A 23,039-nucleotide genomic window follows, 5' to 3' on the forward strand; every position below is an offset into this window, starting at 1 on the left:
TATAGGATGGCGAAAAAAAGAATTGGCATCATCGGGCTTGGCGACATTGCCCAAAAAGTGTATCTACCACTGCTCACGGTGGATGAAAGCGTGGACGTGGTCGGTTTGATGAGTTATACGCCCGCCACTGTCGAGCGGTTGAGGGCGAAGTACCGGATTCCGTTCGGTACGACGTCGCTGGACGAGCTGCTGGCGCTCGGGCTGGACGCGGTTTTCGTTCATAGTCCGACGCCGACGCATTACGAGATTGCGATGCGCTGCATGGCGCGCGGTGTTGCCGTGTACGTCGATAAGCCGTTATCGTACGACTGGAAAGAATCGGTTGAAATGGCCTCGTATGCCGAGCAAAAGGGGATTTTGTTGGCGGCCGGCTTTAACCGCCGCTTCGCACCGCTGTATCAGGAAGCGAAGGCATGGCTTGCCCAAGGGGGCGGCTTTGATTGGTGTTCCGCGGTCAAGCATCGCATCAAACAGCAGGGGCACAGCGCCAAAGAAACGGTCTATGACGATCTGATTCATATGCTGGACTTACTGTTATGGCTCGGGGAAGAACCGTATGAGATTAAGACATCGCATGAACATGTTGATGGCGAAGGCAGGCTGCTGCATGCATCGGGGAGCCTCGGCTTCGGGGCCGGTGGCGCAATCGGGACGTACAGCATGGTCAGACTGGCAGGCGTCGATTTGGAAAAGGTCGAGCTGCACGGCAGCGGACGCTCCGTCGAGGTGACGAATCTAGAGTCGGCCGTGTTCTATGAACGGGGCTGCGAGCCTCGCTTGCGGGGATTCGGCAGTTGGAGCACTGTGCTTGAGCGCCGCGGCTTCGCAGGGGTTGTGAAACACTTTATCGATAGTCTGGATCGGCCGGAGGCTTGTACGATTCGAGCGGATCTGGTGATGAGCTCGCATCAGTTGGTGGAACGGCTGGCGGAGTAAGGAGACTGGACACGGTTTTGCACCTGCGGGCGGCAGGTGGAACAGGATGATGCGTTAGCGCATGAGAAGCGGCGTCGTAACCAAATAGCCTGATAAAAACGGCAAGCCATACCCTAAAGATTGAATAAAACACCCTCCACCTGCACCATTCTCGTGAGAATGTGCGCAGATGGAGGGTGTTTTCGTTTATCCGCAGGAGCAGTTCAGCACCGGTTTGCGAGCCGCGAGCGCCTCATCCATCCGGGAGACGACCGTGGTGTAAGGGGCGTTACGCACAAGCTCGGGATTCTCTTCCGCTTCCTTCGCGATCCCGATCATCGTGTCGACGAAAGCGTCCAGCGTCTGCTTGCTCTCGGTTTCCGTCGGCTCGATCATGATGCATTCCTCAACACTGAGCGGGAAGTAGATCGTCGGTGGGTGATAGCCGAAGTCCAGCAGCCGTTTGGCAATGTCGAGCGTGCGGACGCCGAGCTTCTTTTGCCGGTTGCCGGAGAGAACGAATTCATGCTTGCAAAAGCGCGGATGCGGCACATCATAGTATGGCTTGAGCCGCGCCAGCATGTAGTTGGCGTTCAGTACCGCGTACTGGGACACCTTGCGAAGGCCTTCCGGTCCAAGGGTGCGAATATAGGTGTAGGCGCGAACCAGAATGCCGAAGTTGCCGTAAAAAGCTTTCACCCGGCCGATCGACTGCGGAACATTCGTATCCAAATAGAAGCTGCCGTCCTCGCGCTTGGCGACAAGCGGCGTCGGCAAAAACGGCATGAGCCGTTCCTTGACTCCGACAGGGCCGGCGCCGGGCCCGCCGCCACCGTGCGGGGTGCTCATCGTTTTATGCAGGTTGAGGTGCACGACGTCGAAGCCCATGTCGCCCGGCCGCGTGATGCCCATGATGGCATTGGCGTTCGCGCCGTCGTAGTAAAGCAGGCCGCCGGCCTCATGAACGATGGCGGCGATTTCCATGATCTGTTCTTCGAACAGACCCAGCGTGTTCGGGTTCGTCAGCATGAGCGCGGCGGTGTCGGGGCCGACGGCGCCGCGCAGCTCGTCGAGGTCGACGAGACCGCGCTCATTGGAGCGGATCGTGACGGTCTGGAAGCCCGCAACCGTAGCACTTGCCGGGTTCGTGCCATGCGCTGAGTCGGGGCAGATGACTTTGGTGCGTTTCTCGCCGCGGCTTTCGTGGTAGGAGCGGATCATCATGAGCCCGGTCCACTCCCCGTGCGCGCCGGCCGCCGGCTGCAGCGTGACGCGGTCCATGCCGGTAATCGCTTCAAGGTCACGCTGCAAGTTGTACAGCAGCTCAAGTGCTCCCTGGATCGACGCCTCCGGCTGATACGGGTGAATATGCGCAAAGCCAGGAAAGCGGGCGACGTCTTCGTTGATTTTCGGATTATATTTCATCGTACAGGAGCCGAGCGGGTAAAAGCCGTTATCCACGCCAAAATTTCGGCGGGACAGCGCGGTGTAATGGCGGATCACATCGACCTCGTACACCTCGGGCAGCTCCGGCTCGCTTGTGCGGCGGAATTTGGCGGGCAGCAGCTCGTCGAGTGCTTGCTCCGGGACATCCGAGTCCGGCAACGAATACGCGACGCGGCCGGGATGGCTCATTTCAAAAATGAGCGCTTTGCCGCTCAGATCCAGGTTCGGTTGTTCACTCATAGAAGACCCTCCAATGCTTCGGCGAAGCCTTCGATGTCTTCGCGCGTTCTTTGCTCGGTGACGGCAATCAGCATGTGCCCGGCGTATTCGGGATAATCGCGGCCGAGGTCGTAGCCGCCGATAAAGCCTTGCTCCAGGAGCTGGCGGTTCAGCTCCTCTGGATTAGCGCCGTCTGGCAGCTTGACGGCGAATTCATTAAAAAAGCTGCCGCTGAAAGCCGGCTGCAGCTTGCCGGACGCGGCGAGTCTGGCAGCCGCGTAATGGGCTTTTTGGACGTTGAGCTTGCCGACGTCCTGAATGCCTTTTTTGCCCATCGTGGACAGGTACACCGATGCGCAAAGCGCGAGAAGCGCCTGGTTGGAGCAGATGTTCGACGTGGCTTTTTCACGTCTAATGTGCTGCTCCCGCGCTTGGAGCGTGAGCACGAACCCTCGCTTGCCGTCGCGGTCGACGGTTTGCCCCACGATGCGCCCCGGCATGCGGCGCATCCAGCTCTCGGCGACGGCGAAGTAGCCGCAGCTTGGGCCCCCCAGCGCAGCGGGGATGCCTAGCGGCTGGCAGTCGCCGACGACGATGTCGGCGCCGAGCTTGCCCGGCGCCTCGAGCAGCCCGAGCGTGAGCGGGTTCGCGCTCACGACCATAAGCGCGCCCGCGCCGTGCGCGAGCGGCTCCACCGCCGCCAGATCCTCCAGACAGCCGAAGAAATTCGGCGACTGGACGATCACGGCGGCCGGCTCGCCGGCTGCGGCTTTTGCCGCGAGGTCGGCCAGATCGGTGACGCCCTCCGGCGTTACGGCGATCTCCACGACCTCGAGGTTCAGCCCGCGGGCGGTCGTGCGAAGCACGGCGCGCGCTTCCGGGTGCACCGCGCGCGAGACGAGCAGGCGGCTGCGCTTCGTAGCGCCGCTGGCGAGCGCGCCGGCCTCCGCGAGGGCCGTCGCGCCGTCGTACATCGAAGCGTTCGCCACGGCCATGCCCGTCAGCTCACAGATGTACGACTGAAACTCGAAAATCGCCTGCAGCTCCCCTTGGCTGATTTCCGGCTGATACGGCGTGTACGCCGTGTAGAACTCCGAACGCGAAATCACATGGTTAATCACCACCGGCAGGTGGTGATCGTAAATGCCGGCGCCAAGGAAGCTGGCATACTGATGAAAATCCGCATTGCGGCCGGCCAGCTTCCGCATATAGCGCAGCAGGCCCTGCTCATCCAGCGCGGGCGACACGTCCAAGGTGCCTTGGAACCGAACGGCCTGCGGAATATCCTGAAACATCTCCTCCATGGACGAGATGCCGATGGTGTCCAGCATCTCCTGCTGATCCTGCTCGGTAATCGGTAAATAACGATGGGCATAAGACATGGCAGGCAATCTCCTTTCAAACCGCCCTGGCGGCTACTTCTTTTTGTGAAAAGGGGTGGGCACGACGACGGCCTTCACCTGCGCGCCGCGGATTTCTACCGCGACTTCCGTTCCTTGGGCACTGTAGGCCGAATCGATCAGCGCGAGGCCGACATTGCGCTTGTACGTCGGCGACTGCGTGCCGGTCGTGATCTCGCCGATGGGCTTGCCGTCGGCATACACTTTGTAGTGCGAGCGGGGGATGCCGCGCTCTTGCATTTCAAGGCCGACGAGCTTGCGCGGCAACCCTTTTTCCTTTTGCTCCAGGAGGGCGTCCCTGCCGATGAAATCCCCTTTATTCAGCTTGACGAAAAAGTGGAGTCCCGCCTCTAGCGGCGTAATCTCCGCCGACAACTCCTGCCCGTACAGCGGCAGGCGGGCTTCGAAGCGGAGCGTATCGCGCGCGCCCAGACCGGCGGGCAGCAGGCCGTGTGCCCCGCCGGCTTCCAGCAGCTTTTGCCACAACGGAATGGCGTCCTTGGCGCTCACATACAATTCAAAACCGTCCTCGCCGGTGTAACCGGAGCGGGAGAGCAGCGAATTAATGCCGGCGATGGAAACATTTTCGAGAAAATGAAAGGAAGAGAGCGTGCTCAGGGGGGCATCGGTTAACTTGGACAAAATCTGTTCCGCCATCGGACCTTGCAGCGCCAGTAAAGCCGTCTGGTCGGACATATTGGTCAGTTGGGCACCGTCCGAAGCATGTTCCGTGAGCCAAGCCAGATCTTTCTCAATATTGGAGGCGTTCACCACAAGCATGTAGCGGGTATCGGCCATTTTGTACACGAGCAAATCATCGACAACCCCGCCGTTCGGGTAGCACATGAGACTGTATTGGCATTGGCCGTCTGCTAGCTTCGCGACATCGTTGGTGGTCAGCTTTTGCAGGAATTGCTGCGCGCCCAGTCCTTCCACAAGAATCTCGCCCATATGGGACACGTCAAAAAGCCCCGCTTGCTGCCGGACGGCATCGTGCTCCTTCTGAATCGAGCTGAACTGGACAGGCAGTTCCCAGCCGCCAAAATCAATCACTCTGCCACCGTGCTCCGCATAAACCGGGTAAAGCGGCGTTCGTTTCAGCATGTAGCTTCCTCACCTTCATCCGCATTTTAAAAAGCGCTCTTTTACAGGAATGCCAAAAAGAGCAAAAAGTATGCAGCCCAAACATACCTTTTGCTCTGTCCTATTTACCTGAGAGTTGCCTCGCGGCTTTAGCTGCCGTCAAGTTTCCCCTTGGGTGTCCGACGCCCCGCCTGTATGGCTGGGCTCGAAGCTCTCCAGAGTTGCGTCCGATACAGGTCCTTTTGCCTGAGAGATTCACCGGTGACGGCTTACTCCTTCGGCGCCGCGAGCGTGCGTTGCGGTCTCTCCCTATATCCTCATTCGCCTATATGAAATTATATTCATTATGTGCTTAAACTGGTGCAAAATGTCAACCTGAAATTTTGAAAATGGCGCGGATTGCGCATTTTGCAACATGTCAGAACGTATTTCCTCGAAGCGGCTCCATGTCATCAGTAAGCACTACCGTCCGTAAAGGACGGCGGAGCTGCTTATCTTTGTTCTCCTTGACTTTGCTATTCCGTCTGGATTAAGCTATAAGCAAAATTTGCAAATAAGCGAGGCGTGAAACGATGAGTGACGTACAAGCTAATCTTTTATACACGAAAGAGCATGAATGGGTGGAAAAGCTGTCGGATACGTCGGTGCGGATCGGCATTACGGCATTTGCGCAAGATCAACTCGGCGATATCGTGTTTGTAGAGCTTCCGAAAGTTGGCGCAGCGGTTACAGCGCATGAAAGTATCGGCAGTGTGGAATCGGTCAAAACGGTATCGGACATTTTTTGTCCGGTTTCCGGTAAAGTGACGGCGGTGAACGGCAGCCTGGAGAGCTCGCCGGAACTGGTCAACACGTCCTCTTACGGCGAAGGCTGGATGGTGGAAGTGGAAATTTCCGGTCCGGATGCCCTGGAAGGCTTGCTAACTGCAGCGGAATACGCCGAATACACCGGCCAGGCATAGGGTAGTGGAGGGCAAGAGATGGAGAACGTTCAAAACGCCTCGCAGGCGCACGGCAACCGTGTCCCGCCAGGGCAGACGCTGACGCAGAACTGGCCTGTGCTGCACTACGGATCCGTTCCTTACTACAATGACATGAGCAAATGGGATTTGCGCCTGTTTGGGCTAGTTGAGGAACCGTACACGTTTACCTATAAAGAATTTATATCACTGCCTCGCAGGCAGTTTACCAACGATATTCACTGTGTTACCACGTGGTCCAAGCTGGACAACGAGTGGGAAGGGATCGCCGTTTCCGAGATCATGAGTCGAGTTAAGTTGAAGCCGGAAGCGACGCACGTTATGCTGCACGCCGAGCACGGTTGGACGACGAATCTGCCGCTGGAAGATTTCCTGCGGGAGACGTCGTTCCTCGGCATTAAGCATAACGGAACACTGCTTACGCCGGAACACGGCGCCCCAGTGCGTATGGTCGTACCGCATCTCTATTTCTGGAAAAGCGCGAAGTGGCTGCGCGGCATTGAATTTATGCCGAAGGATAAGCCGGGCTTTTGGGAGCGGAACGGGTATCACATGTATGGCGATCCGTTTAAAGAGGAACGGTATGATTTTGATTAAATAAGAACTGCCTGAAATAGACCGCGACCTGATTGGGGCGGTTTATTTCTTTTGCAGGTTAACGTGGTGTGAATATCGAATAGGTCATCATTAACCAATGCAGGGGGAGATTTCACCGTGGCCAATCGAATTAACATGATTCGGATGAGCGAAAAAGAGTACCATGATGATTGTTATGAAAATCAGACTCTATTTGAAGCGGGTTCATGGCTGCATAAACCGGTAAAAACAGTTCTGGATCAGTTTGAAGCGTTGGAGCCTGTGAGTGAAATGCGTGTGCTGGATCTGGGCTGCGGCGTTGGAAGAAATAGCATTCCTATTGCCCGGCATTTGCAGGCTTCGAATGGAAAGGTCGTCTGTGTGGATTTCCTTGACTCAGCGATTCATCATCTGAAGCGTTACAGTAAGCTATACGGTGTCGCTGAACAATTAGAGATGATCGAATCGGATATAAGCGAGTTCACGGTAATTCCGAATCATTATCAGTATATCTACGCGGTTTCAACACTCGAGCATTTGGATTCAAAAGAAACCTTTGACCGTGTGATCGAGCGAATGAAAGCCGGAACTAAAAATGGAGGCATTAACTGCTTCATTATTTCCTCGAATATTCAAGAAATCGAAGTTGAAACCGGAAATTCATTGGACCCCATGTTCGAACTGTTATTTGAAACGGACGAATTGCTGCATAAGCTAGAAACCTTATATAAAAATTGGCAAGTATTGAAGCAGACAGTCAAGGGGTATGAGCTTGAAATTCAAAGAGCAGGTAAACCGGTACTTTTAAAAAGCGATGTTGTGACGTGGTCGGTCAGAAAAGTAACCTAATCATGTAATCCTTGATTCAATCCGAAGCCTATCCCAGATGTTCAACCAGTTCTTCTTGGCGATACGCTCCTCGAATTTATGGACACGCTCTGGGGTTTCTGCACAATGCGGCGTCGGTCTGAGCACTAAATGCAACACATCCTCAACTCCGCATGGAGCAGCAAGGATGACTTCGTCGCGTTCATTCAGTGAAATGCCTAAGGCTGTTGCCGTTTCGGTAAATTTGGAAATGGCATCAACAGAAGAACTATATGGCGGAATGCTATGCATGACGTGCATTCTCGCTTCATTTTTGACCGACCACGGGACGGAAGAATTGATTTGTTCTAATTGTTTTTCCAGCTCTTTTTCAACCTCTTCACGAAGGTCGCTTGTATCGTAATAGACGACATCGACATCCGGCAGCGGTGTTCTTTCCGCAAACCCGTGCAGGGTATCCCAGATTTTTGCACGAACGAAACCTGCGCATACCCACCAATCAGGCAGTTGCAGGGACTTGGCATTATGCAGAATGGTCATCATCCATTCATCGGATTGAATCAGTTCGATGATATCCTGCTCATTCTGGAGTTTCATGAATGCTGCCCCCTTTTGTTATGAATAGCCTCTTTTACTCCAAATAAAAAGACCGATTCCCTTGCTTCGCCAGCCATTCTTCCCGCAGTAGTCCCATGAGAACCTGATCCCGATAGCCGTTCATCGTCCACATGGCCTGGCGGCGCACGCCTTCGACAATGAAACCGACCTTCTCATAGCAGCGAATAGCTCGCTTGTTATCTGAGAATGTATCCAAATCGATGCGATTGAGATTATAGCGAGCAAAAAGCAGGGTCACGAATTCATTCAACGCGGCGGTCCCGAACCCTTTTCCCCAGTAAATGCGGTCACCGATCAGCATGCCGATCGTCGCTCTGCGTGCGATGCGATCCATATCGCGAAAGGAGATTGTGCCGATGACTGCGGGCTCTTGTTGCTCAGCCTCTGTGACTTCAATCGCAAAGATACGCTTCGTATCCAGCGAAGATTGACTCTGAATCTCTGCCACCATCTGCTCGCGGGCCGGAATGGCATTTCCGTAGCCGCCCGATCCCCAGAACATGACTTCTTCATCCAACCGGTAGCGGTAAATCACGTCCACATCTCTAAGTTCCACAGGCCGAATTGTAACCATTGTTCCTTCCCCCTTGTCCAATTTAGTTCCTATATGCTAGCGAAAACAGATGAGCCTGTCAAACGCTCAGCCGAGACATCACAGCGAAATGTCAAGTGACCGATAGGCGACTCCGCACATACAATGGTTAAGGTTAGGGAAGGGAGTGTTCCAGACAATGCCGGCAGTCATTAATGGCGGAATCAAGATTCTGAATGTAGCCTCAGGCTCCAATGTGCAGATCGGGGATACTTTCATTGTGAACTTAACCAGCTCGACCAAAATTTTTGCCGGGGCGAACTCATTTTCACCTGGTGACAGCTTTGGGAGCGTGCAGAATGTACTTAACGGCAGCACGAATACGGTTGATCCGGATGTTGTGGATACGCCGAGCACGAATATATGAACCGATAGCGTTCATTTCCATAAATAAGGGGTGTTTTGTAAAGGCTTGCCGCATCTAGTTCACTAGACCGGCAAGCCGTTTTTTAGTTGCGGGTGGAAGCGTAAGCGCTAAAGGCTACATCGAAGCGCCTTCCGTGAAAATATGGAACGTAACGCCGAACTTATCTGTCACCTGTGCATAGCCAGGGCTGAAAAACGTCTCCATGAAAGGCATAATCACATGGCCGCCATCCTTCAAAGCCTCGAAGAACTGTCGAGCCTTCTCAAGATCGTTCGTTTGCAGGCAAATGGTCACATTGTTCCCGACTTGTACAGGATGGCCTGGAAACGTGTCAGAGAACATCAGCGATGCTTCGCCGACCTGCAGCATGGCATGGTTGACGCGTTCCTTCGCTTCGTCCGGAATCAAAAAATCGGGATTAGCCGGAGCGTCCCCGAACGTCTGCATGAACAACACTTGCGCGCCAAGCGCTTTTTCATAGAAGCCAATAGCTTCTCTTGTATTTCCATCCATCACCAGATAAGGGTTCATGCGAATCGACATGAGATACAGCTCCTTTAGCCTTCTTTTTTAGGGGGAAAAGTCCACTTCTTATTTTTACCATATTTCACAAGAAAAATAAAGAACATATGTTCGAATTTATTTTTGTATTTATAGCCGATTTAAAGATTTGTCTTTTATTGGCGCGATTCATACAATAGGAGAATATAAGAGAAATTACGATGAACAGGGGCGCGTGTGCCATGCGGTTTAAAGATGTGTTTTCCATTATCGGTCCGTCGATGATCGGTCCTTCCTCCTCGCATACGGCAGGAGCGGTGCGGCTCGGACGTGTCGCCAGACAGTTGTTGGGTGAGCAGCCGATTAAGGCTGAGCTGACGCTGTACGGTTCTTTTGCCGATACGTATCTGGGGCACGGAACCGATCTTGCGCTGATCGGCGGCCTGCTCGATTTTGATACGGACGATCCGCGCATCCCTCATGCAGCGGAAGAAGCGGAAGTGCTGGGGGTGGAGATTGCTTTTCGGCCGAGCAAGGAGAAAGCGGATCACCCGAACACGGTCGGCTTCGTGCTGACTTCGGAACACGGCTCGGTCAGCATGCGAGGGGCTTCGATCGGCGGCGGCAATGTGGAGATTCATAGTGTCAATCAATTTGACGTCAAATTTACCGCGAATTATCCGACGCTCGTTATTTCGCATCAGGATCGGCCCGGGATGATCGCCGGAATTACGGCGGTTTTGGGGCGCTGCGGCATGAATATCGGCTTTATGGATTTGGATCGGAAAGGCAGAGACGGCGATGCGATGACGGTGATTGAAACGGATGCGCAAGTGACGGACGGCTTGTTGAATGAATTAAAGGGGCTAGCCATGATCCAGAAAATTCGCGTGGTGGATCTTGCAGAAAGAGGCGACATGGGATGAGATTTCGAACATTGAAAGGTTTGGCGGAGCTTTGTGTGGCGGAAGGGGCGACGATTGCCGAAGTGATGCTTGCGGATCAGAGTCAGGAGTCTGGCAAGCCGCCGGAATATGTGATGGATAAAATGCGCGCCTATTACCTCATTATGAAAGAGGCGGTGCACAAGGGGCTGACCGAGGATACAACTTCGCGCAGCGGGTTGACGGGGCGGGACGCTCAGCGTGTGATGGCGTTTATGACGTCGGACGTGCCATCGCTCGGCGAGGAAGCTTGCAAAGCAATGGCATATGCGCTCGCAGTCTCGGAAGTGAACGCTTCGATGGGACGGATCATCGCGACGCCGACGGCGGGGTCGTGCGGAATCATTCCTGGCGTTTTTTTCGCTTCGCAGGAGCGGTTCGGCTGGGATGACGATCACCTCGTCCGCGGCTTGCTCACCGCCGGCGCGATCGGCTACGTCATCGCGAACAACTCCTTCGTCTCCGGCGCCGAAGGAGGCTGCCAGGCCGAGGTCGGCTCGGCCATCGGCATGGCGGCGGGCGCGCTCGTGGAGCTGCGCGGCGGAACTCCGGAGCAAGCGATGCATGCCGTCGGGCTTGCGCTCAAGAACACCCTCGGCCTGATCTGCGATCCCGTCGGCGGCCTCGTGGAAATTCCGTGCATCGTGCGCAACGGCTTCGGTGCGGTAAACGCGATGGCGGCGGCAGATATGGCGCTTGCCGGCGTCCGTTCCGTCATCCCTTCGGACGAAGTCGTCCAAGTGATGTATGAGGTCGGCACCGCGATGCCGGAAAAGCACCGCGAAACGGCTAAGGGCGGCCTGGCCCAGACGCCCACGGGTCGGCAAATTATGAAGGAACTGAATTTGGGCAGGAAGAAGCAAAGCTAGGAATAACGCGGAAGCTATCAGGCTCGCAGCTCCTCGGTCGATTCGCGGCCGTGGGGGTGGCGGGCTTTTTGCATTGGCCGGGGCTTGGAAATGAGAGCCGGAGGGGGGATGCCTGCGGAAAAGCAGGCTTTTTTCAAGAGAATGGCGTTATCCGCAAAATGCCTGCGATAAAGCAGTTTTTTTCGCCCAGTCTGCTCAAAAAAGAGGGTTCTCCCCGAAATGCCTGCAAGATTGCAGGAATTTCCAGCTCTCTCCTCCTGTTTGGATGAAATGCCTGCTTATTTGCAGTTTTAACGAAGTCAATAGACTGATTGAAGGAATTACGATAAACGGGCTAATTTGTTTAATGGTAAAATGAAACAAAGAGTATTGAAAACCTGATAAGAATGGTGGGATAGGATTGTACGAGTACAAATATGTAGAAACTTCGTTGGGTGGTTTTTTCTCTGCGGCAACACATCGAGAAACGATTGATGAACATGCAAGAGCAGGCTGGAGATTGGTACAGGTCTTACCGACGAACTATAACGGTCACGGTAAGCCTACGGCCTATGAGATTATTTTTGAACGACCTATTCAGGATAAATTGTAGAGTTCGGTAGCGGTATTAGTCTGGACGGGGATGGAGGCTTTTCTCTTTTAGGGCATTTCAGGTATAGTTAGAGAGATGATAGAGAAAGGAAGAGCGTCATGCACACAAAGCTTACAACTACCATGAGAGACGAACCGAATGGCGTTTTCCCGTCGGTCTGTCCGCTAGACTGTCCCGATCAATGCGGCCTTCTGCTGCACAAGCAAGATGGAAAAATTATTAAAATCGAAGGCGACCCGAATCACCCTGTGACGCAGGGCGCAATTTGCAATAAAGTACGCAATATGACGGCACGCATTTATGATGAGAAACGATTGGAATATCCGCTGAAGCGCGTAGGCGCCAAAGGTGAAGGTCGCTTCGAGCAGATTTCCTGGGACGAGGCGATTGCGACGATCACAGATCGCTGGAAAACGCTGATCGCCACAGAAGGGCCAGAAAGCATTTTGCCTTACAGTTTCTATGGCAATATGGGGCGGATCGGCACGGAGGGCATGGACCGCCGGTTTTTCAACCGGATGGGCGCGAGCCGTCTGCTGTACGCGATCTGCGAGTCCGCCGGTACGGAAGGCTACGCGTATACGATGGGCAGCAGCTTCGGCACCGATCCGGAAACGACTCCGCAGGCGAAGCTGATCATCATGTGGGGCATTAACGCCGTCAGCACGAATATGCACCAGGTCATGCTCGCGGAGCAGGCCCGCAAGAACGGCGCGCAGATCGTCGTCATCGACGCGCACCGCAACCAGACCGGCCGCTGGGCGGACTGGTTCATCCCGATCCTGCCGGGAACGGATGCGGCGCTAGCACTCGGTCTGATGCACGTGCTGTTCGCGGAGGGGCTCGTCGACGAGGCGTTCATGCAGGAGTATACGCTCGGGCATGAGGAATTGCGCGAGCATGTGAAGTCCTACGATCCGGCTTCTGTTTCTACAATTACAGGCGTGCCAGTGGACGACATTTACCGTTTGGCGCGCTTGTACGGCGGGACGACGCCGGCTTTTATCCGCATCGGCAACGGCATCCAGCATCACGACAACGGCGGTATGTGCGTTCGCACGATCGCTTGCTTGCCTGCGGTGACGGGGCAGTGGCAGTACCCGGGCGGCGGTGCCATTAAAGGAAACGGAGCCTATCTGGAGCATAATGTGACAGCGTTGCAGCGTCCTGATTTACGAGAAGGGCATGCGCGACAAATTAACATGAATCTGTTGGGGAGCGCACTGCAGGAGCTCAACCCGCCGATTTACGCGATGTATGTTTATAATTCCAATCCGGCACTTGTCGCGCCGTCCGCCAATAAGGTCAAAGAAGGGCTGCTGCGTGACGATTTGTTCACGGTCGTGCATGACCTGTTCCTGACAGAGACCGCCAAGTATGCGGATATTGTGCTGCCGGCGACGTCCTCGTTTGAAAACACGGATTTCTACCGTTCGTACTGGCACCATTATGTGCAATTGCAATTGCCGGTCATCTCGGCGTACGGCGAAAGCAAGTCGAACGTCGAAGTGTTCCGCTTGTTAGCTAAGGCAATGGGTTACGAGGAGGAAGCGCTGCATGAGACCGAAGAGACGCTCATTCGGCAAGCGCTCGACAATCCGAAAAATCCGGCGCTGGCGGAGATTACGTACGAAACGCTTATCGAAAAATCGTTCATAAAAGCGGATGTGAAGCCGCTCTTCCCGGGCAGACTTCGGACCCCAAGCGGTAAAATTGAGCTGTATTCCCGACAAATGGAGCTGAAAGGCTACCCGCCGCTCCCTACGTACATTCCGCTGCCGGAGGACAGCGAGCTGACTTTCCATTTTATTCCGGCGCCAAATCATAACTTCCTCAATTCCACGTTTGCGCATAACGAGAAGCACGTACGCATGGAAAAAGCGCCGAAGCTGCATATGCATGAATCGGATGCCGAGGCGTTGGGTTTAGCAAGCGGGGAGCTTGCGCGGGTATGGAACGAGCGCGGCGAGTGCGAGCTTGTCGTAGTCACAGGGCAAGACGTCATGCGCGGCGTCGTAGTCAGCCAGGGCTTATGGGCGGACCAGCCGGGCGGCAAAACCCGCGTCAACGCGCTAACCCCGGATCGTGTCGCAGACATGGGCGACGGGGCAGTCTTTTTCTCTGGGCGTGTAAACGTAGAAAAAGCTGCGTCGCAGTAGCACTTTGCATGTACGGGGCATAGGATGTGGCAGGAGATGATTGCCCATGCCTATTCAGCAAAAGGCTTACATGATGCTCGGTCGCCCCGTCGGCATTTCTCTGACGGACGGCACCGGTGTATCCGGCATTTTGTGCAGCGTGCACGGGGGTTCGATCTACGTGATCGAGTACCTGTACCATACGCAATTTGCCACCAAACACTATACATTTAATCAAGTTCGAGATATATTGCCTTTTCCGCACTGTCCGCAACCACAGCCGCCGATTCCTCATCCGCAGCCGCTGTACTAAGGCAAAAACAGTGACATATTAGCCGATCCGTCAGGATCGGCTTTTTTGTGCATAGCGGAAAGTGTATCCTTGTGTAAATCCGAAATTTGTCCAACTACGACCTAAATAAATGACAATAAATTCCGTGCGAAAGAAGGTATGATGGGGTCATCTTTGATTATGTATCCGCTTTCAATATTAAAAAGATAAGGAGCTTTGCTGATGAAGAAGAAACGATTCCAAAGCAGTTTGGCTGGTTTTCTCGTGGCTGCGATCATCGGGACATTGCTGCTGTTGCCTGGCGTAGGAATGGCGGCGGATGTGGAGGTGGATGTCGCTGCGCTGCCATCGTCGGGGGATGCGGCGATCCAGTGGAAAAATGGAGAGTCTGGACCCACGGCAATGGCGGAAACCAATTACGATACCAAAACAGGCTCCAGCTTAGGCTTATTCAGTATTTCCAATAGCTCCACAACCCGAAAGTACATGTACTTCCAATTTGATGTATCCAGTGTAGCGGATGCTACGTATAACTACTATTTGCAGGTGTCTGCGAAATTGGGTTCGAGTTTGGAAACAGCGGATTTGCAGGTTTTTGCATTAATCGGCTCGGCCTGGCAGGAGAACACGATTACTTGGAACAATGCGCCGCAAACCGATCTTGCGCAATTGGAGCAAGTTGGCGAGTTTACGATTACGACATTGAATGGGGCCAAACCGGTCTATCATCATGTGGATGTGACGTCTTATGTAAGGCAGCATCTTCAAGAGGGTCCAATCACTTTTGTTGTGGCGGATCTGCATAATACCGGAAAGTCCGTTAACATTTACGGCAAAGAGAATACGTCAAGCTCCAACCCTGAGACCCAGCTGCTCGTAAAACGCGTTGTTCATGCGGACAGCACGCCGCCGATATGGCCTGTTGGCGGGGCACTGAAGTCGATTAATATAGGGACGGATTTTGTGGAGCTTGCTTGGCCGGCTGCTTCCGACGATAGTGCAGTAGCCAACTACAAAGTTTATAAAAATGATAGTTTACTGGCTACAGTGACGGGAAGCACGTACTATACGGAAACAGGGTTAACGCCGAATACGAGCGTATCGTTTGCTGTTTATGCTGGCGATGCTGTGGGGAATTATTCGACCCAGCCGTTGACGTACAGTACGACAACTCTTGCTGCGCCTGTTGATCCGATCCCAGTTGTGGAGGTAAACGCCAGCTCCAGTGACGGCAATGTAGAGAGCAACACGCTTGATAACAATTTGTTCAGCCGCTGGTCCGCTTCGGGCGATGGACAGTATGTGATGTTCGATCTTGGAGGAACGAAAAGGATCGGATATGTGGGCATTGCTTTCTACAAAGGAGACCAGCGGGCAACGCTGCTTGATATTCAAACGTCCGACGATGCGAGTCAATGGACAACGCTTTTTAGCGGCTACAGCCGGCCTGCTACTGTGAATATGCAGGCGTTCGATATTCTGGACACGGATGCGCGTTTCGTGCGAATCGTCGGTCACGGAAACTCCGATGGCAGCACATTTACGAGTCTAACAGAGGTCATGATCTACGCACCGTATCCTTCAGGCGATACCCCTGTGGCGATTGTGCCGAACATTACGCCTGAAGCGCCTCCGGGCACTGTGCCTTTTACGCAGCCGGGGCTTACGAATCCGGACGGTTCCGTGCATGTGACGCCGCCGCCGCATCCGGTAACGGGCATGACCATTGACGCGACCGCGTATGGTGCAGACCCGGCCGATAACGGGCAGGATGACCGCGCTGCGATTCAGCAGGCCATCGACAGCGCTTCGCCAGGCGACGAGGTGTATTTGCCGAATGGCGTTTATAACCTAATGTCTACGCCGGACGGTTTTACCAACATTAAGCTGAAAACAGGCGTTAATCTGCGCGGAGAAAACGAGGCCGGCACGATTATCCGGTCCAGCATCGACGATATTAAAAACAGTGCCGTCATCAAATCGTCCAGTCAGCACGACATTCTGGTCTCCAATCTGACGATTACTTCGACGTGGAACCGTCAGTTCTCGACGGAGCATGCGACGAATAACCCCGATGCGGGAGGACCTGATAGTATGATCGCCGTCGCCAACTATGGCGAGACACCATCGCACAGCGTGACGATTGATCATGTGACAGTGGAGCGTTTCAGACGGATGGCGATTCGGATTGAAAATAGTCACGACGTCGTGGTAAGGCACAGCACGTTCCGCAATGCAACCGATCTTGGCGGCGGCGGAGCCGGCTATGGTACATCGATTCAAGGGATGCCCAAGGTTGATCGGCTTGGTTTCGAAAATGATACGTATTGGAACGTCGTGGAAGATTCCATATTTGAAGGACCGTATCTGCGCCACGGCTCGCTCATTCAAAACGTCGCGCATAATAACGTTTTGCGCAATAACACCTATACCAACACAAAGCTGGATTCCATCGATCTTCATGGTGAGTTGGAATATTTGAATGAAATTTATGGGAATACCATTCAAAATATTTACACCGGCGGTGGTGTCGGCCTTGGGAATACCGGGGGAACGGCGCCGAGCAACCACAGTAAATCCGGACCGAACAACTACATCCACGACAACATCATTCGCAATTCGCGTGAGGGTGTTGTTGTGACAATGGGCACACCGGATACCCGCATCGAGAACAACATCATTGAGAATACGACGACCGTGGTGAATGCCGTTGGTATTAACGTTTTGAACGGACCGGGTACGAAAATAGTGAACAACATCATCCGCAACAATACCGCTGATGGCTACTGGGGCATCCTGCTGGAGCATGATCGCGGCGATATCAACGCTGGCGGCGTCGGCGCAGGAGATCCTGCGAATGTGCAGATCACCGGTAATACGATTACGGGCAATACCAATGGAATCAAACTGGAAGCAGGCACGCAAATTCAAGTGACGAACAACGTTGTAGACAACTTGGGAACGAATTATGAAAAAGCGGCTGGTGTGACCGCGACGGAAACATGGCCGCAGCCTGGAGCAGGGGGGACAGATCCTGATACGGATCCTGGAACAGGCTCAGGTACGGGGACCGGTTCCGGCGCAGGGGCTGTTGAGCAGCCTTTGGTGAGTACCTCGGATAAATTGACAACAGAACAGCAGCAAGTAGATGGACGTAATGTTGAGGTAGCTGCTCTAGACAGTAAAGCGATTGATCAACTGCTGAAGCAGCAGCCGAACGGTTCGGTTCGTGTTGTGGTGGAAGCGGGTGATGGCAGCCTGCCGACTAGGCTCAATGTTTCCGGCGAAGCGCTGAAGAAACTGCAGAGCAGTGGAACACTCGTTGTCGAGACACAACTTGGCGGTGTGAAGCTTCCTGTGCAAGCGGAACTCGTTGCGCAATGGGCCGCTCAGGCGGGAGTCTCAACAGAGCAACTGCAACTAAGCACTCAGCTTGAGTCTGACCCTGCTGCTGCAAAGGAGGCCAAGAAGCAAGGGTTGCGTGTCGCGGCGTCGCTTGATTTTTCAGTTCAGGTGATTGGCATTGACGGGAAAGCGGCCGAAATCTCGGAGTTTCCGCATTATGTGCCTTTCATGGTGAATGTGAAGGAACCGGTGAACGAGAAACAGTTGGCTGCGGTTCGTGTAGTTGAAGGGGCGGATGGCAAAATGACCTATCAGCCAGTTCCTTTCACTGTTCAAAATGGGCAAGTTACAGTCTACAGTCATAGTGCGGATACGATCTTGCTCGTTGAACGTAGCCGTTCGTTTTCGGATTCAGCCAGCCACTGGGCGAAAGAGGCTATTGAGCAGATGGCGAACAAATGGATCGTGGAGGGCACAGGGGGTGATACCTTCGAGCCGGATAAAGCGATCACGCGAGCTGAACTTGCCGCGCTTCTGACGCGAACGCTGGGGCTTGCACCATCGGCCTCGGAGCCAGGCTTTACCGATACGACGGGATCGGAATGGTACGCAGCCAACGTGCAGACCGCTGTTGAAGCCGGCATAATTACCGGCTATGAAGACGGCTCATTCCGTCCCGAACAAACGATCACCCGCGAAGAGATGGCCGTGATGTTGAACCGGGCGCTGGCGTTTGCCGGGTATCAAGAGGCTGCGGGTGATAGTAAGCCAATCAACTTCGGAGATCAAGTTCGCATTCAGCCATGGGCGGCAAGCGCTGTGGAGCAGTTGGCACAGCTGCAGCTCATGGATGGCGTGAACGGTGGCGCATTTGAACCTGAGCAAGCGGCAACGCGTGCGCAGGTGGCGGTTGTTCTGAAGCGGATGCTGCAGGTGTTGACGTTTAGGAAATAGGAGGAAATCCCGGCAGCCTATGGGTTGCCGGGATTTTTGTTGTTTCCAAATACGATATTGAGAAACGAAGCCTATATTCGTTACCATAGTATTTTTCAATTGAGAGAGATTACGACATATGCACCATTAATTGATGATGTAGAGCTGCACTTTATTGAATTGCCCAAGCTGCAAGAAACAGCGATTAGCCTGGAAGAAGGGCTTGTAAAATGGCTGCTATTTTTAAAAGGAACGGAAAGAGAACAGTGGGAGGTGTTGGCGATGAATGAACCGCAGCTGCGCAAAGCGATGGATACCTTGGAGTTTCTGAGTCAGAATGAAGAAGCGAGAAGGCTGTATGAGATGCGGCAGAAGGCTTTGCATGATGAAGCGTCGATGCTTTATGGGGCGCGGGAGGAGGGGAAAGCAGAAGGGAAAGTAGAAGGGAAAACTGAAGTAGCGAGGAACATGTTGGCTGCCAATATGCCGATTTCTGTGATCGTTAAAATGACAGGTTTATCGGAGTCCGAAATCGAGGAACTAGGCAGACCCCAACATTAACATCCGTTATGCCAAAAAGCCCGACCACCCCAAAAGGCGGTCGGGCTCTTCCTATTCTACCGGTTATCAATCTTCTCCGGATACAGATCGTGATTCATCAAGCGGTGCTCCGCCATCGCTTCATACTTCGTGCCGGGACGGCCGTAGTTGCAATACGGGTCGATGGAGATGCCGCCGCGCGGTGTGAACTTGCCCCAGACCTCGATATAGCGCGGATCCATGAGCTTGATGAGGTCGTTCATAATGATGTTCACGCAATCCTCGTGAAAATCGCCGTGGTTGCGGAAGCTGAACAGGTACAGTTTGAGCGACTTGCTCTCCACCATTTTGATCTCAGGGATGTACGAGATGTACAAGGTGGCAAAATCCGGCTGGCCCGTCACAGGGCACAGAGATGTGAATTCCGGGAAGTTGAATTTGACGAAATAGTCCCGGTTCGGGTGCTTGTTGTCGAACGCCTCGAGCAGCGTAGGGTCGTAGCTGAAAATGTACTTCGTCCCCTGGTTGCCGAGCAGCGAAATGTGCTGTAAATCTTCGTGACTTCTTCCTGCTGACATGATAAATCCTCATTTCTTAGTTTTTTAGAGAGGGAGTTCGCGAACCTCTTATAAGCCTCTTCCTATTTTCATAAAAAATGTATCATACTCAGCAGGAAAATGCACCTTCCCGAAAATGGGAAATACCTACAAGGCCACCGGTTGCCCCGACGCCACAGATTGGTAGCCGGCAAGCGCAACCGCCGTCGAGCGAAGCCCGTCCTCGCCGGTGATCGGCACCTCCGTGCCGTCCAGCAACGCTTGCACAAAAGCCTGCACCATGTGCGCGTCCATGTTGTCGCCCCAGAACGACCAGACGCCTTTGCCGCTGTCGATGCTGTACAGCTCGTTCTTCTGCGCGAAGCTGTCGACGGCGATCGTTCCCTTCGTGCCGACAATCGTCATCGTCACGTCGCCCCACGTCGGGAATGCCGGATTCCGCGACCAGCTTGTGTCGAGCACGCCGACTACGCCGCTGGCGAACTTGACGTGGATCATTCCGGCATCGTCCACCTCCAGCCCCTCATGAAAAAGCGTATCCGCATGCGCGAACACTTCCGTGACCTCGGAGCCGGTCAACCAGTTCATCAGGTCCATGACATGGACCGTGTGATCGAGCAAAGCGCCGCCGCCGGACAGGCTCGGGTCGACGAACCAGCCGGAAGGCAGCGATCCGCGGTTCGTGCCTTTGATGGCCACGATGTCGCCGATTTCGCCGGCATCGACGGCTTTTTTCGCGGCGACGACGGCGGCCAGGTAGCGGCAAGGGAACGCCGTCATGAGCTGGACGCCGTTCTCGCGGCACGCCGCGATCATCGTTTCCATCTCGCTGACGGACAGGCCCAGCGGCTTCTCGCACATCACGTGCTTGCCGGCCTTGGCGGCGGCGATCGTGATTTCCTCGTGGCGGGCGTTCTCCGCACAGATCACGACAGCGTCGATGTCGGTGGCCAAGAGGTCCGCATACCGCTCATAGTAAGGCACGCCATACCGTGCCGTTACCTCCGCAACACGGCTCGCGACCTCGTCGGCGATGCCGCGCACCTCGACATGGGTCAGCGCGCGCAGCGCCTCCAAATACGAAAAAGCATGGCCATGGGCGAAGCTGATCATTCCGATTTTCAACGTTGTCATGCGAGTTCCCCTCCTACTGGCTTGCTCAAGTACACAGCCTTGCCGGTACGCACCGATTCGCGAGCGGCAAGCACGATCTCCAGCGCCTGATAGGCATCATGCGCGGTCACGACCGGCGCCTTCCCATGACGGAGGCAGTCGATAAAATGCGCCAGCTCGACGTCATACGGCGAGTTGTAGCCAGGGCTTTGCGGCACTTCCGCGAAGCGCCGCTCTTCACCGGGAGCAGGTGCCTTCACGATGTGCAGCGAACTGCTCTTTTGGCTGTCGCTGCGGAGGATGCCTTTGCTGCCGGCGATTTCCACCGCGGTCTGGAACGGGCCTTGATAGCCCCAGAAAGCCTCCAAGTTGGCGATGGCGCCATTCTCAAAATGCAGTGTCACCAGCGCATAATCCAGCTCCTCCGTGACGCGGTTTAGTGCGTAAACGGACTTCACTTCACCCAGCGCCCAGCGGAAGAAGTCGACATCGTGAATCATCAAATCGGCAATGACGCCGCCGCTTTTCTGCTCGTCTTTGAACCAGGGACGGGCGTCGCCTGGGTGTGAACCGATTCGTTTGGCATGAACCACGCCGATGCGGCCCAATTTGCCCTCATCGATGGCTTGCTTCATTCCCACATACTCGGGGAAAAAGCGCACTACGTGACCGACGTACAGCTGCACACCATGCTTCTCGCAGGCTGCGATCATCGCAAGGGCGTCGTCCGCCGCAAGCGCGAGCGGCTTTTCGCAAATGACATGCTTTCCGGCTTCCGCCGCCTGGATGGCAAACGTTTTATGCAAAAAACTCGGCAGCGTCAAGGAGACCGCCTCAAATTCCGCTTCCCGGAGCATCACCTCGAACGAGGTGAATGCGCGCGCTCCTGTCGCAATCGCCAGCTCCTCCGCTAACGCGCTGTCCACATCGCACACGCCGACAAGCTCGACGTCCGGCATTTGAACGTAACTGTGGGCATGGATCCGCCCCATGCCACCGCAACCGACTACGGCTACTTTCATGCCAATTCACCCTCCCGAAAAACTATAAGGTATAATAGCTTCTAACTAAGCTTAATGATAGGCCGACAGACTGCGGACGTATATGCGGGCATTTATGTTTTTTGTATCCAAATTTGCTCTTGTTGTGAAAAGGGGGAATCGTGTCGTGGAAATTTTTCAGGAACCAATCCCGTATCAGAACCCGTCGCTGTGCATGAAAGTATGGAGATTTGCACAATCGGGCAAGGCCGAGTACGAAGCCGACCTCTGGCACTATCATAAAGAGATCGAGTTCGTGCTGGTCGAACAAGGTGTGCACGAGATTCATACGCCGAATCAGGTGTATCGGTTGGAGCCGGGCGACATTGCGTTGGTTGGGGCGTCGCAATTGCACAGAGGGCGCAAGCCAGGCGAGGAGGAGCTCGTCTATATTGTGCTGCACGTCGATCTGCATCCGTATTTCGATCCAGCCATGATGAACTACTATCGCAATTTCATGGAGATTTTGCGTCCGTTGGAGGACTTGAACTATATTTTTCACGAAAATGCGGCGGCCAAAAAGGAGATTGCAGCACTCATCGTTCGCATTCATGACGAGGTGATGGCGAAGCGCAAAGGCTACGAAATCGCCGTATCCATGCATATCCAGCATATGCTGCTGCTCTTGCTGCGCTATGACGAACGGGAACTACTGGCGGTGGACTCCCCGGTTGACCGGGATATGGACGTGTTTCGTGAGCTTGTGCAGTATGTGAACGAGCATTTGGCTGAGAAAATCGATATGGGCGAGGTTAGTCGACTGGCGGGGATGAGTTATACGTATTTTTCGCGGTTTTTTAAAAAGAAAATGGGAGCCTCCTTCACCGACTACGTGAACCGCAAACGGATTGCGAAGGCCGAACGGCTGCTCGTTACTGAAAACCGCAGCATCGGCGCGATTGCCGAAGCGGTCGGGATCGAGAATATGGCGCATTTTTATGAGCTGTTCAAGCGGTTTAACGGGTGCACGCCGAAGCAGTATTTGCGCAAGCTGAATGTGGAGCGGGAGGGTCAGCTCGAAGAAGGTCCGGCAAAAAGGGATTGACAAGCGGAATGTTTTGCGGAATGATGATGGTGAAAAAAGTGAACCTGAAGTAAACCAGATAGATGTGCCGTTGTAGAAAGTGAATCACGATTAAATTAGAACGAAT

Annotated in this window: 21 protein-coding genes, 1 pseudogene and 3 riboswitches; of the genes and pseudogenes, 13 read left to right on the forward strand and 9 right to left on the reverse strand. The window is 54.2% G+C overall.

The genetic code is table 11. The features are described from left to right. Positions 1-6: 6 nt before the first annotated feature. Positions 7-936 (forward strand): Gfo/Idh/MocA family protein, encoded by a 930-nt coding sequence (locus ABE504_RS02505; RefSeq protein WP_430084006.1) that lies wholly within the window; start codon positions 7-9, stop codon positions 934-936. A gap of 186 nt (positions 937-1,122) precedes the next feature. On the opposite strand, the gene gcvPB is transcribed toward ABE504_RS02505, so the two are convergent. Genes gcvPB through gcvT form a run of 3 tightly spaced genes read right to left on the reverse strand, consistent with a single transcriptional unit; the run spans position 1,123 to position 5,084 of the window. Then, complete coding sequence (gene gcvPB, locus ABE504_RS02510) at positions 1,123-2,601, reverse strand: aminomethyl-transferring glycine dehydrogenase subunit GcvPB (RefSeq protein ID WP_430084009.1); 1,479 nt, start codon at positions 2,599-2,601, stop codon at positions 1,123-1,125. Continuing rightward, complete coding sequence (gene gcvPA / locus ABE504_RS02515; protein ID WP_430084012.1) at positions 2,598-3,962, reverse strand: aminomethyl-transferring glycine dehydrogenase subunit GcvPA; 1,365 nt, start codon at positions 3,960-3,962, stop codon at positions 2,598-2,600. The genes gcvPB and gcvPA overlap by 4 nt, the downstream gene beginning before the upstream one ends. Before the next feature lie 33 nt (positions 3,963-3,995). Beyond that, complete coding sequence (gene gcvT, locus ABE504_RS02520; protein ID WP_430084015.1) at positions 3,996-5,084, reverse strand: glycine cleavage system aminomethyltransferase GcvT; 1,089 nt, start codon at positions 5,082-5,084, stop codon at positions 3,996-3,998. A 93-nt stretch (positions 5,085-5,177) separates the two neighbouring features. Continuing rightward, positions 5,178-5,284, reverse strand: a riboswitch (glycine riboswitch). Positions 5,285-5,287: 3 nt separating this feature from the next. Beyond that, positions 5,288-5,384, reverse strand: a riboswitch (glycine riboswitch). A gap of 251 nt (positions 5,385-5,635) precedes the next feature. Between gcvT and gcvH the strand changes: the two genes are divergently transcribed. From gcvH to ABE504_RS02535, 3 genes are all read left to right on the forward strand, one after another. Further along, the gene (gene gcvH / locus ABE504_RS02525; RefSeq protein WP_430084018.1) at positions 5,636-6,025 is read left to right on the forward strand and encodes a glycine cleavage system protein GcvH; all 390 of its coding nucleotides are present in this window, start codon (positions 5,636-5,638) and stop codon (positions 6,023-6,025) included. Positions 6,026-6,043: 18 nt separating this feature from the next. After that, positions 6,044-6,640, forward strand: a complete 597-nt coding sequence (locus tag ABE504_RS02530; RefSeq protein ID WP_430084021.1) for a sulfite oxidase-like oxidoreductase — start codon at positions 6,044-6,046, stop codon at positions 6,638-6,640. A 117-nt stretch (positions 6,641-6,757) separates the two neighbouring features. Continuing rightward, positions 6,758-7,468 (forward strand): class I SAM-dependent methyltransferase, encoded by a 711-nt coding sequence (locus ABE504_RS02535; RefSeq protein ID WP_430084024.1) that lies wholly within the window; start codon positions 6,758-6,760, stop codon positions 7,466-7,468. Here ABE504_RS02535 and ABE504_RS02540 read toward each other — a convergent pair whose 3' ends face one another. Then, positions 7,469-8,044, reverse strand: a complete 576-nt coding sequence (locus tag ABE504_RS02540; protein WP_430084027.1) for a nucleotidyltransferase family protein — start codon at positions 8,042-8,044, stop codon at positions 7,469-7,471. 34 nt (positions 8,045-8,078) lie between these two features. Further along, the gene (locus ABE504_RS02545; protein ID WP_430084029.1) at positions 8,079-8,639 is read right to left on the reverse strand and encodes a GNAT family N-acetyltransferase; all 561 of its coding nucleotides are present in this window, start codon (positions 8,637-8,639) and stop codon (positions 8,079-8,081) included. A 157-nt stretch (positions 8,640-8,796) separates the two neighbouring features. Here ABE504_RS02545 and ABE504_RS02550 point away from each other — a divergent pair, with 157 nt between their 5' ends. Beyond that, a complete protein-coding gene (locus tag ABE504_RS02550) occupies positions 8,797-9,024 on the forward strand; it encodes a spore germination protein (protein ID WP_430084032.1) in 228 nt (75 codons plus the stop codon). A 114-nt stretch (positions 9,025-9,138) separates the two neighbouring features. Here the strand turns inward: ABE504_RS02550 and ABE504_RS02555 are convergent, their stop codons facing one another. Then, positions 9,139-9,567 (reverse strand): VOC family protein, encoded by a 429-nt coding sequence (locus ABE504_RS02555; protein WP_430084035.1) that lies wholly within the window; start codon positions 9,565-9,567, stop codon positions 9,139-9,141. 200 nt (positions 9,568-9,767) lie between these two features. Between ABE504_RS02555 and sdaAB the strand changes: the two genes are divergently transcribed. The 7 genes and pseudogenes from sdaAB to ABE504_RS02590 all read left to right on the forward strand — a co-directional run. Continuing rightward, the gene (gene sdaAB, locus ABE504_RS02560) at positions 9,768-10,451 is read left to right on the forward strand and encodes an L-serine ammonia-lyase, iron-sulfur-dependent subunit beta (protein ID WP_430084038.1); all 684 of its coding nucleotides are present in this window, start codon (positions 9,768-9,770) and stop codon (positions 10,449-10,451) included. Continuing rightward, positions 10,448-11,338 carry an L-serine ammonia-lyase, iron-sulfur-dependent, subunit alpha gene (sdaAA, locus tag ABE504_RS02565; protein ID WP_430084042.1) on the forward strand — a complete coding sequence of 297 codons (891 nt, stop codon included), beginning with the start codon at positions 10,448-10,450 and terminating at the stop codon, positions 11,336-11,338. Before sdaAB ends, sdaAA begins: the two co-directional genes overlap by 4 nt. Before the next feature lie 400 nt (positions 11,339-11,738). Then, complete coding sequence (locus ABE504_RS02570) at positions 11,739-11,930, forward strand: DUF4177 domain-containing protein (RefSeq protein WP_430084045.1); 192 nt, start codon at positions 11,739-11,741, stop codon at positions 11,928-11,930. A 98-nt stretch (positions 11,931-12,028) separates the two neighbouring features. Then, entirely contained in the window at positions 12,029-14,089 is a 2,061-nt protein-coding gene (locus ABE504_RS02575) for a molybdopterin-containing oxidoreductase family protein (protein WP_430084047.1), read from the forward strand. 46 nt (positions 14,090-14,135) lie between these two features. Continuing rightward, positions 14,136-14,381 carry a hypothetical protein gene (locus ABE504_RS02580; RefSeq protein WP_430084050.1) on the forward strand — a complete coding sequence of 82 codons (246 nt, stop codon included), beginning with the start codon at positions 14,136-14,138 and terminating at the stop codon, positions 14,379-14,381. Positions 14,382-14,582: 201 nt separating this feature from the next. Next, entirely contained in the window at positions 14,583-18,659 is a 4,077-nt protein-coding gene (locus ABE504_RS02585) for an S-layer homology domain-containing protein (RefSeq protein WP_430084053.1), read from the forward strand. Between the two features lie 78 nt (positions 18,660-18,737). Continuing rightward, a pseudogene (locus tag ABE504_RS02590) lies at positions 18,738-19,199 on the forward strand (Rpn family recombination-promoting nuclease/putative transposase); the annotation flags it as partial. Between the two features lie 56 nt (positions 19,200-19,255). Here ABE504_RS02590 and queF read toward each other — a convergent pair. The 3 genes from queF to ABE504_RS02605 form a co-directional block, all read right to left on the reverse strand. After that, positions 19,256-19,756: a preQ(1) synthase gene (queF, locus tag ABE504_RS02595; RefSeq protein ID WP_126139309.1), complete on the reverse strand. Its 501-nt coding sequence runs from the start codon at positions 19,754-19,756 to the stop codon at positions 19,256-19,258. A gap of 10 nt (positions 19,757-19,766) precedes the next feature. Continuing rightward, positions 19,767-19,810, reverse strand: a riboswitch (PreQ1 riboswitch). 72 nt (positions 19,811-19,882) lie between these two features. Beyond that, positions 19,883-20,869 (reverse strand): Gfo/Idh/MocA family protein, encoded by a 987-nt coding sequence (locus tag ABE504_RS02600; protein ID WP_430084056.1) that lies wholly within the window; start codon positions 20,867-20,869, stop codon positions 19,883-19,885. Beyond that, positions 20,866-21,870, reverse strand: coding sequence for a Gfo/Idh/MocA family protein (locus ABE504_RS02605; protein ID WP_430084059.1), 1,005 nt, complete (start codon positions 21,868-21,870; stop codon positions 20,866-20,868). Before ABE504_RS02605 ends, ABE504_RS02600 begins: the two co-directional genes overlap by 4 nt. Before the next feature lie 145 nt (positions 21,871-22,015). Here ABE504_RS02605 and ABE504_RS02610 point away from each other — a divergent pair, with 145 nt between their 5' ends. Next, positions 22,016-22,933, forward strand: a complete 918-nt coding sequence (locus ABE504_RS02610) for a helix-turn-helix domain-containing protein (protein WP_430084061.1) — start codon at positions 22,016-22,018, stop codon at positions 22,931-22,933. Positions 22,934-23,039: the final 106 nt, after the last annotated feature.

Origin of the sequence: Paenibacillus oryzisoli (assembly GCF_050467285.1) — a bacterium.
GTDB lineage: Bacteria > Bacillota > Bacilli > Paenibacillales > NBRC-103111 > Paenibacillus_E > Paenibacillus_E oryzisoli_A.

Excerpts from the sequence above, each read along its gene's own strand:
- ABE504_RS02555 (WP_430084035.1), bottom strand. The coding sequence starts at position 9,567 with ATGTCGATTCGCATGAACCCTTATCTGGTGATGGATGGAAATACAAGA.
- ABE504_RS02540 (WP_430084027.1), bottom strand. The coding sequence starts at position 8,044 with ATGAAACTCCAGAATGAGCAGGATATCATCGAACTGATTCAATCCGAT.
- ABE504_RS02600 (WP_430084056.1), bottom strand. The coding sequence starts at position 20,869 with ATGACAACGTTGAAAATCGGAATGATCAGCTTCGCCCATGGCCATGCT.
- sdaAB (WP_430084038.1), top strand. The coding sequence starts at position 9,768 with ATGCGGTTTAAAGATGTGTTTTCCATTATCGGTCCGTCGATGATCGGT.
- queF (WP_126139309.1), bottom strand. The coding sequence starts at position 19,756 with ATGTCAGCAGGAAGAAGTCACGAAGATTTACAGCACATTTCGCTGCTC.
- sdaAA (WP_430084042.1), top strand. The coding sequence starts at position 10,448 with ATGAGATTTCGAACATTGAAAGGTTTGGCGGAGCTTTGTGTGGCGGAA.
- gcvT (WP_430084015.1), bottom strand. The coding sequence starts at position 5,084 with ATGCTGAAACGAACGCCGCTTTACCCGGTTTATGCGGAGCACGGTGGC.
- ABE504_RS02550 (WP_430084032.1), top strand. The coding sequence starts at position 8,797 with ATGCCGGCAGTCATTAATGGCGGAATCAAGATTCTGAATGTAGCCTCA.
- ABE504_RS02580 (WP_430084050.1), top strand. The coding sequence starts at position 14,136 with ATGCCTATTCAGCAAAAGGCTTACATGATGCTCGGTCGCCCCGTCGGC.
- gcvPA (WP_430084012.1), bottom strand. The coding sequence starts at position 3,962 with ATGTCTTATGCCCATCGTTATTTACCGATTACCGAGCAGGATCAGCAG.
- ABE504_RS02605 (WP_430084059.1), bottom strand. The coding sequence starts at position 21,870 with ATGAAAGTAGCCGTAGTCGGTTGCGGTGGCATGGGGCGGATCCATGCC.
- gcvPB (WP_430084009.1), bottom strand. The coding sequence starts at position 2,601 with ATGAGTGAACAACCGAACCTGGATCTGAGCGGCAAAGCGCTCATTTTT.
- ABE504_RS02585 (WP_430084053.1), top strand. The coding sequence starts at position 14,583 with ATGAAGAAGAAACGATTCCAAAGCAGTTTGGCTGGTTTTCTCGTGGCT.
- ABE504_RS02530 (WP_430084021.1), top strand. The coding sequence starts at position 6,044 with ATGGAGAACGTTCAAAACGCCTCGCAGGCGCACGGCAACCGTGTCCCG.
- ABE504_RS02575 (WP_430084047.1), top strand. The coding sequence starts at position 12,029 with ATGCACACAAAGCTTACAACTACCATGAGAGACGAACCGAATGGCGTT.
- ABE504_RS02545 (WP_430084029.1), bottom strand. The coding sequence starts at position 8,639 with ATGGTTACAATTCGGCCTGTGGAACTTAGAGATGTGGACGTGATTTAC.
- gcvH (WP_430084018.1), top strand. The coding sequence starts at position 5,636 with ATGAGTGACGTACAAGCTAATCTTTTATACACGAAAGAGCATGAATGG.
- ABE504_RS02505 (WP_430084006.1), top strand. The coding sequence starts at position 7 with ATGGCGAAAAAAAGAATTGGCATCATCGGGCTTGGCGACATTGCCCAA.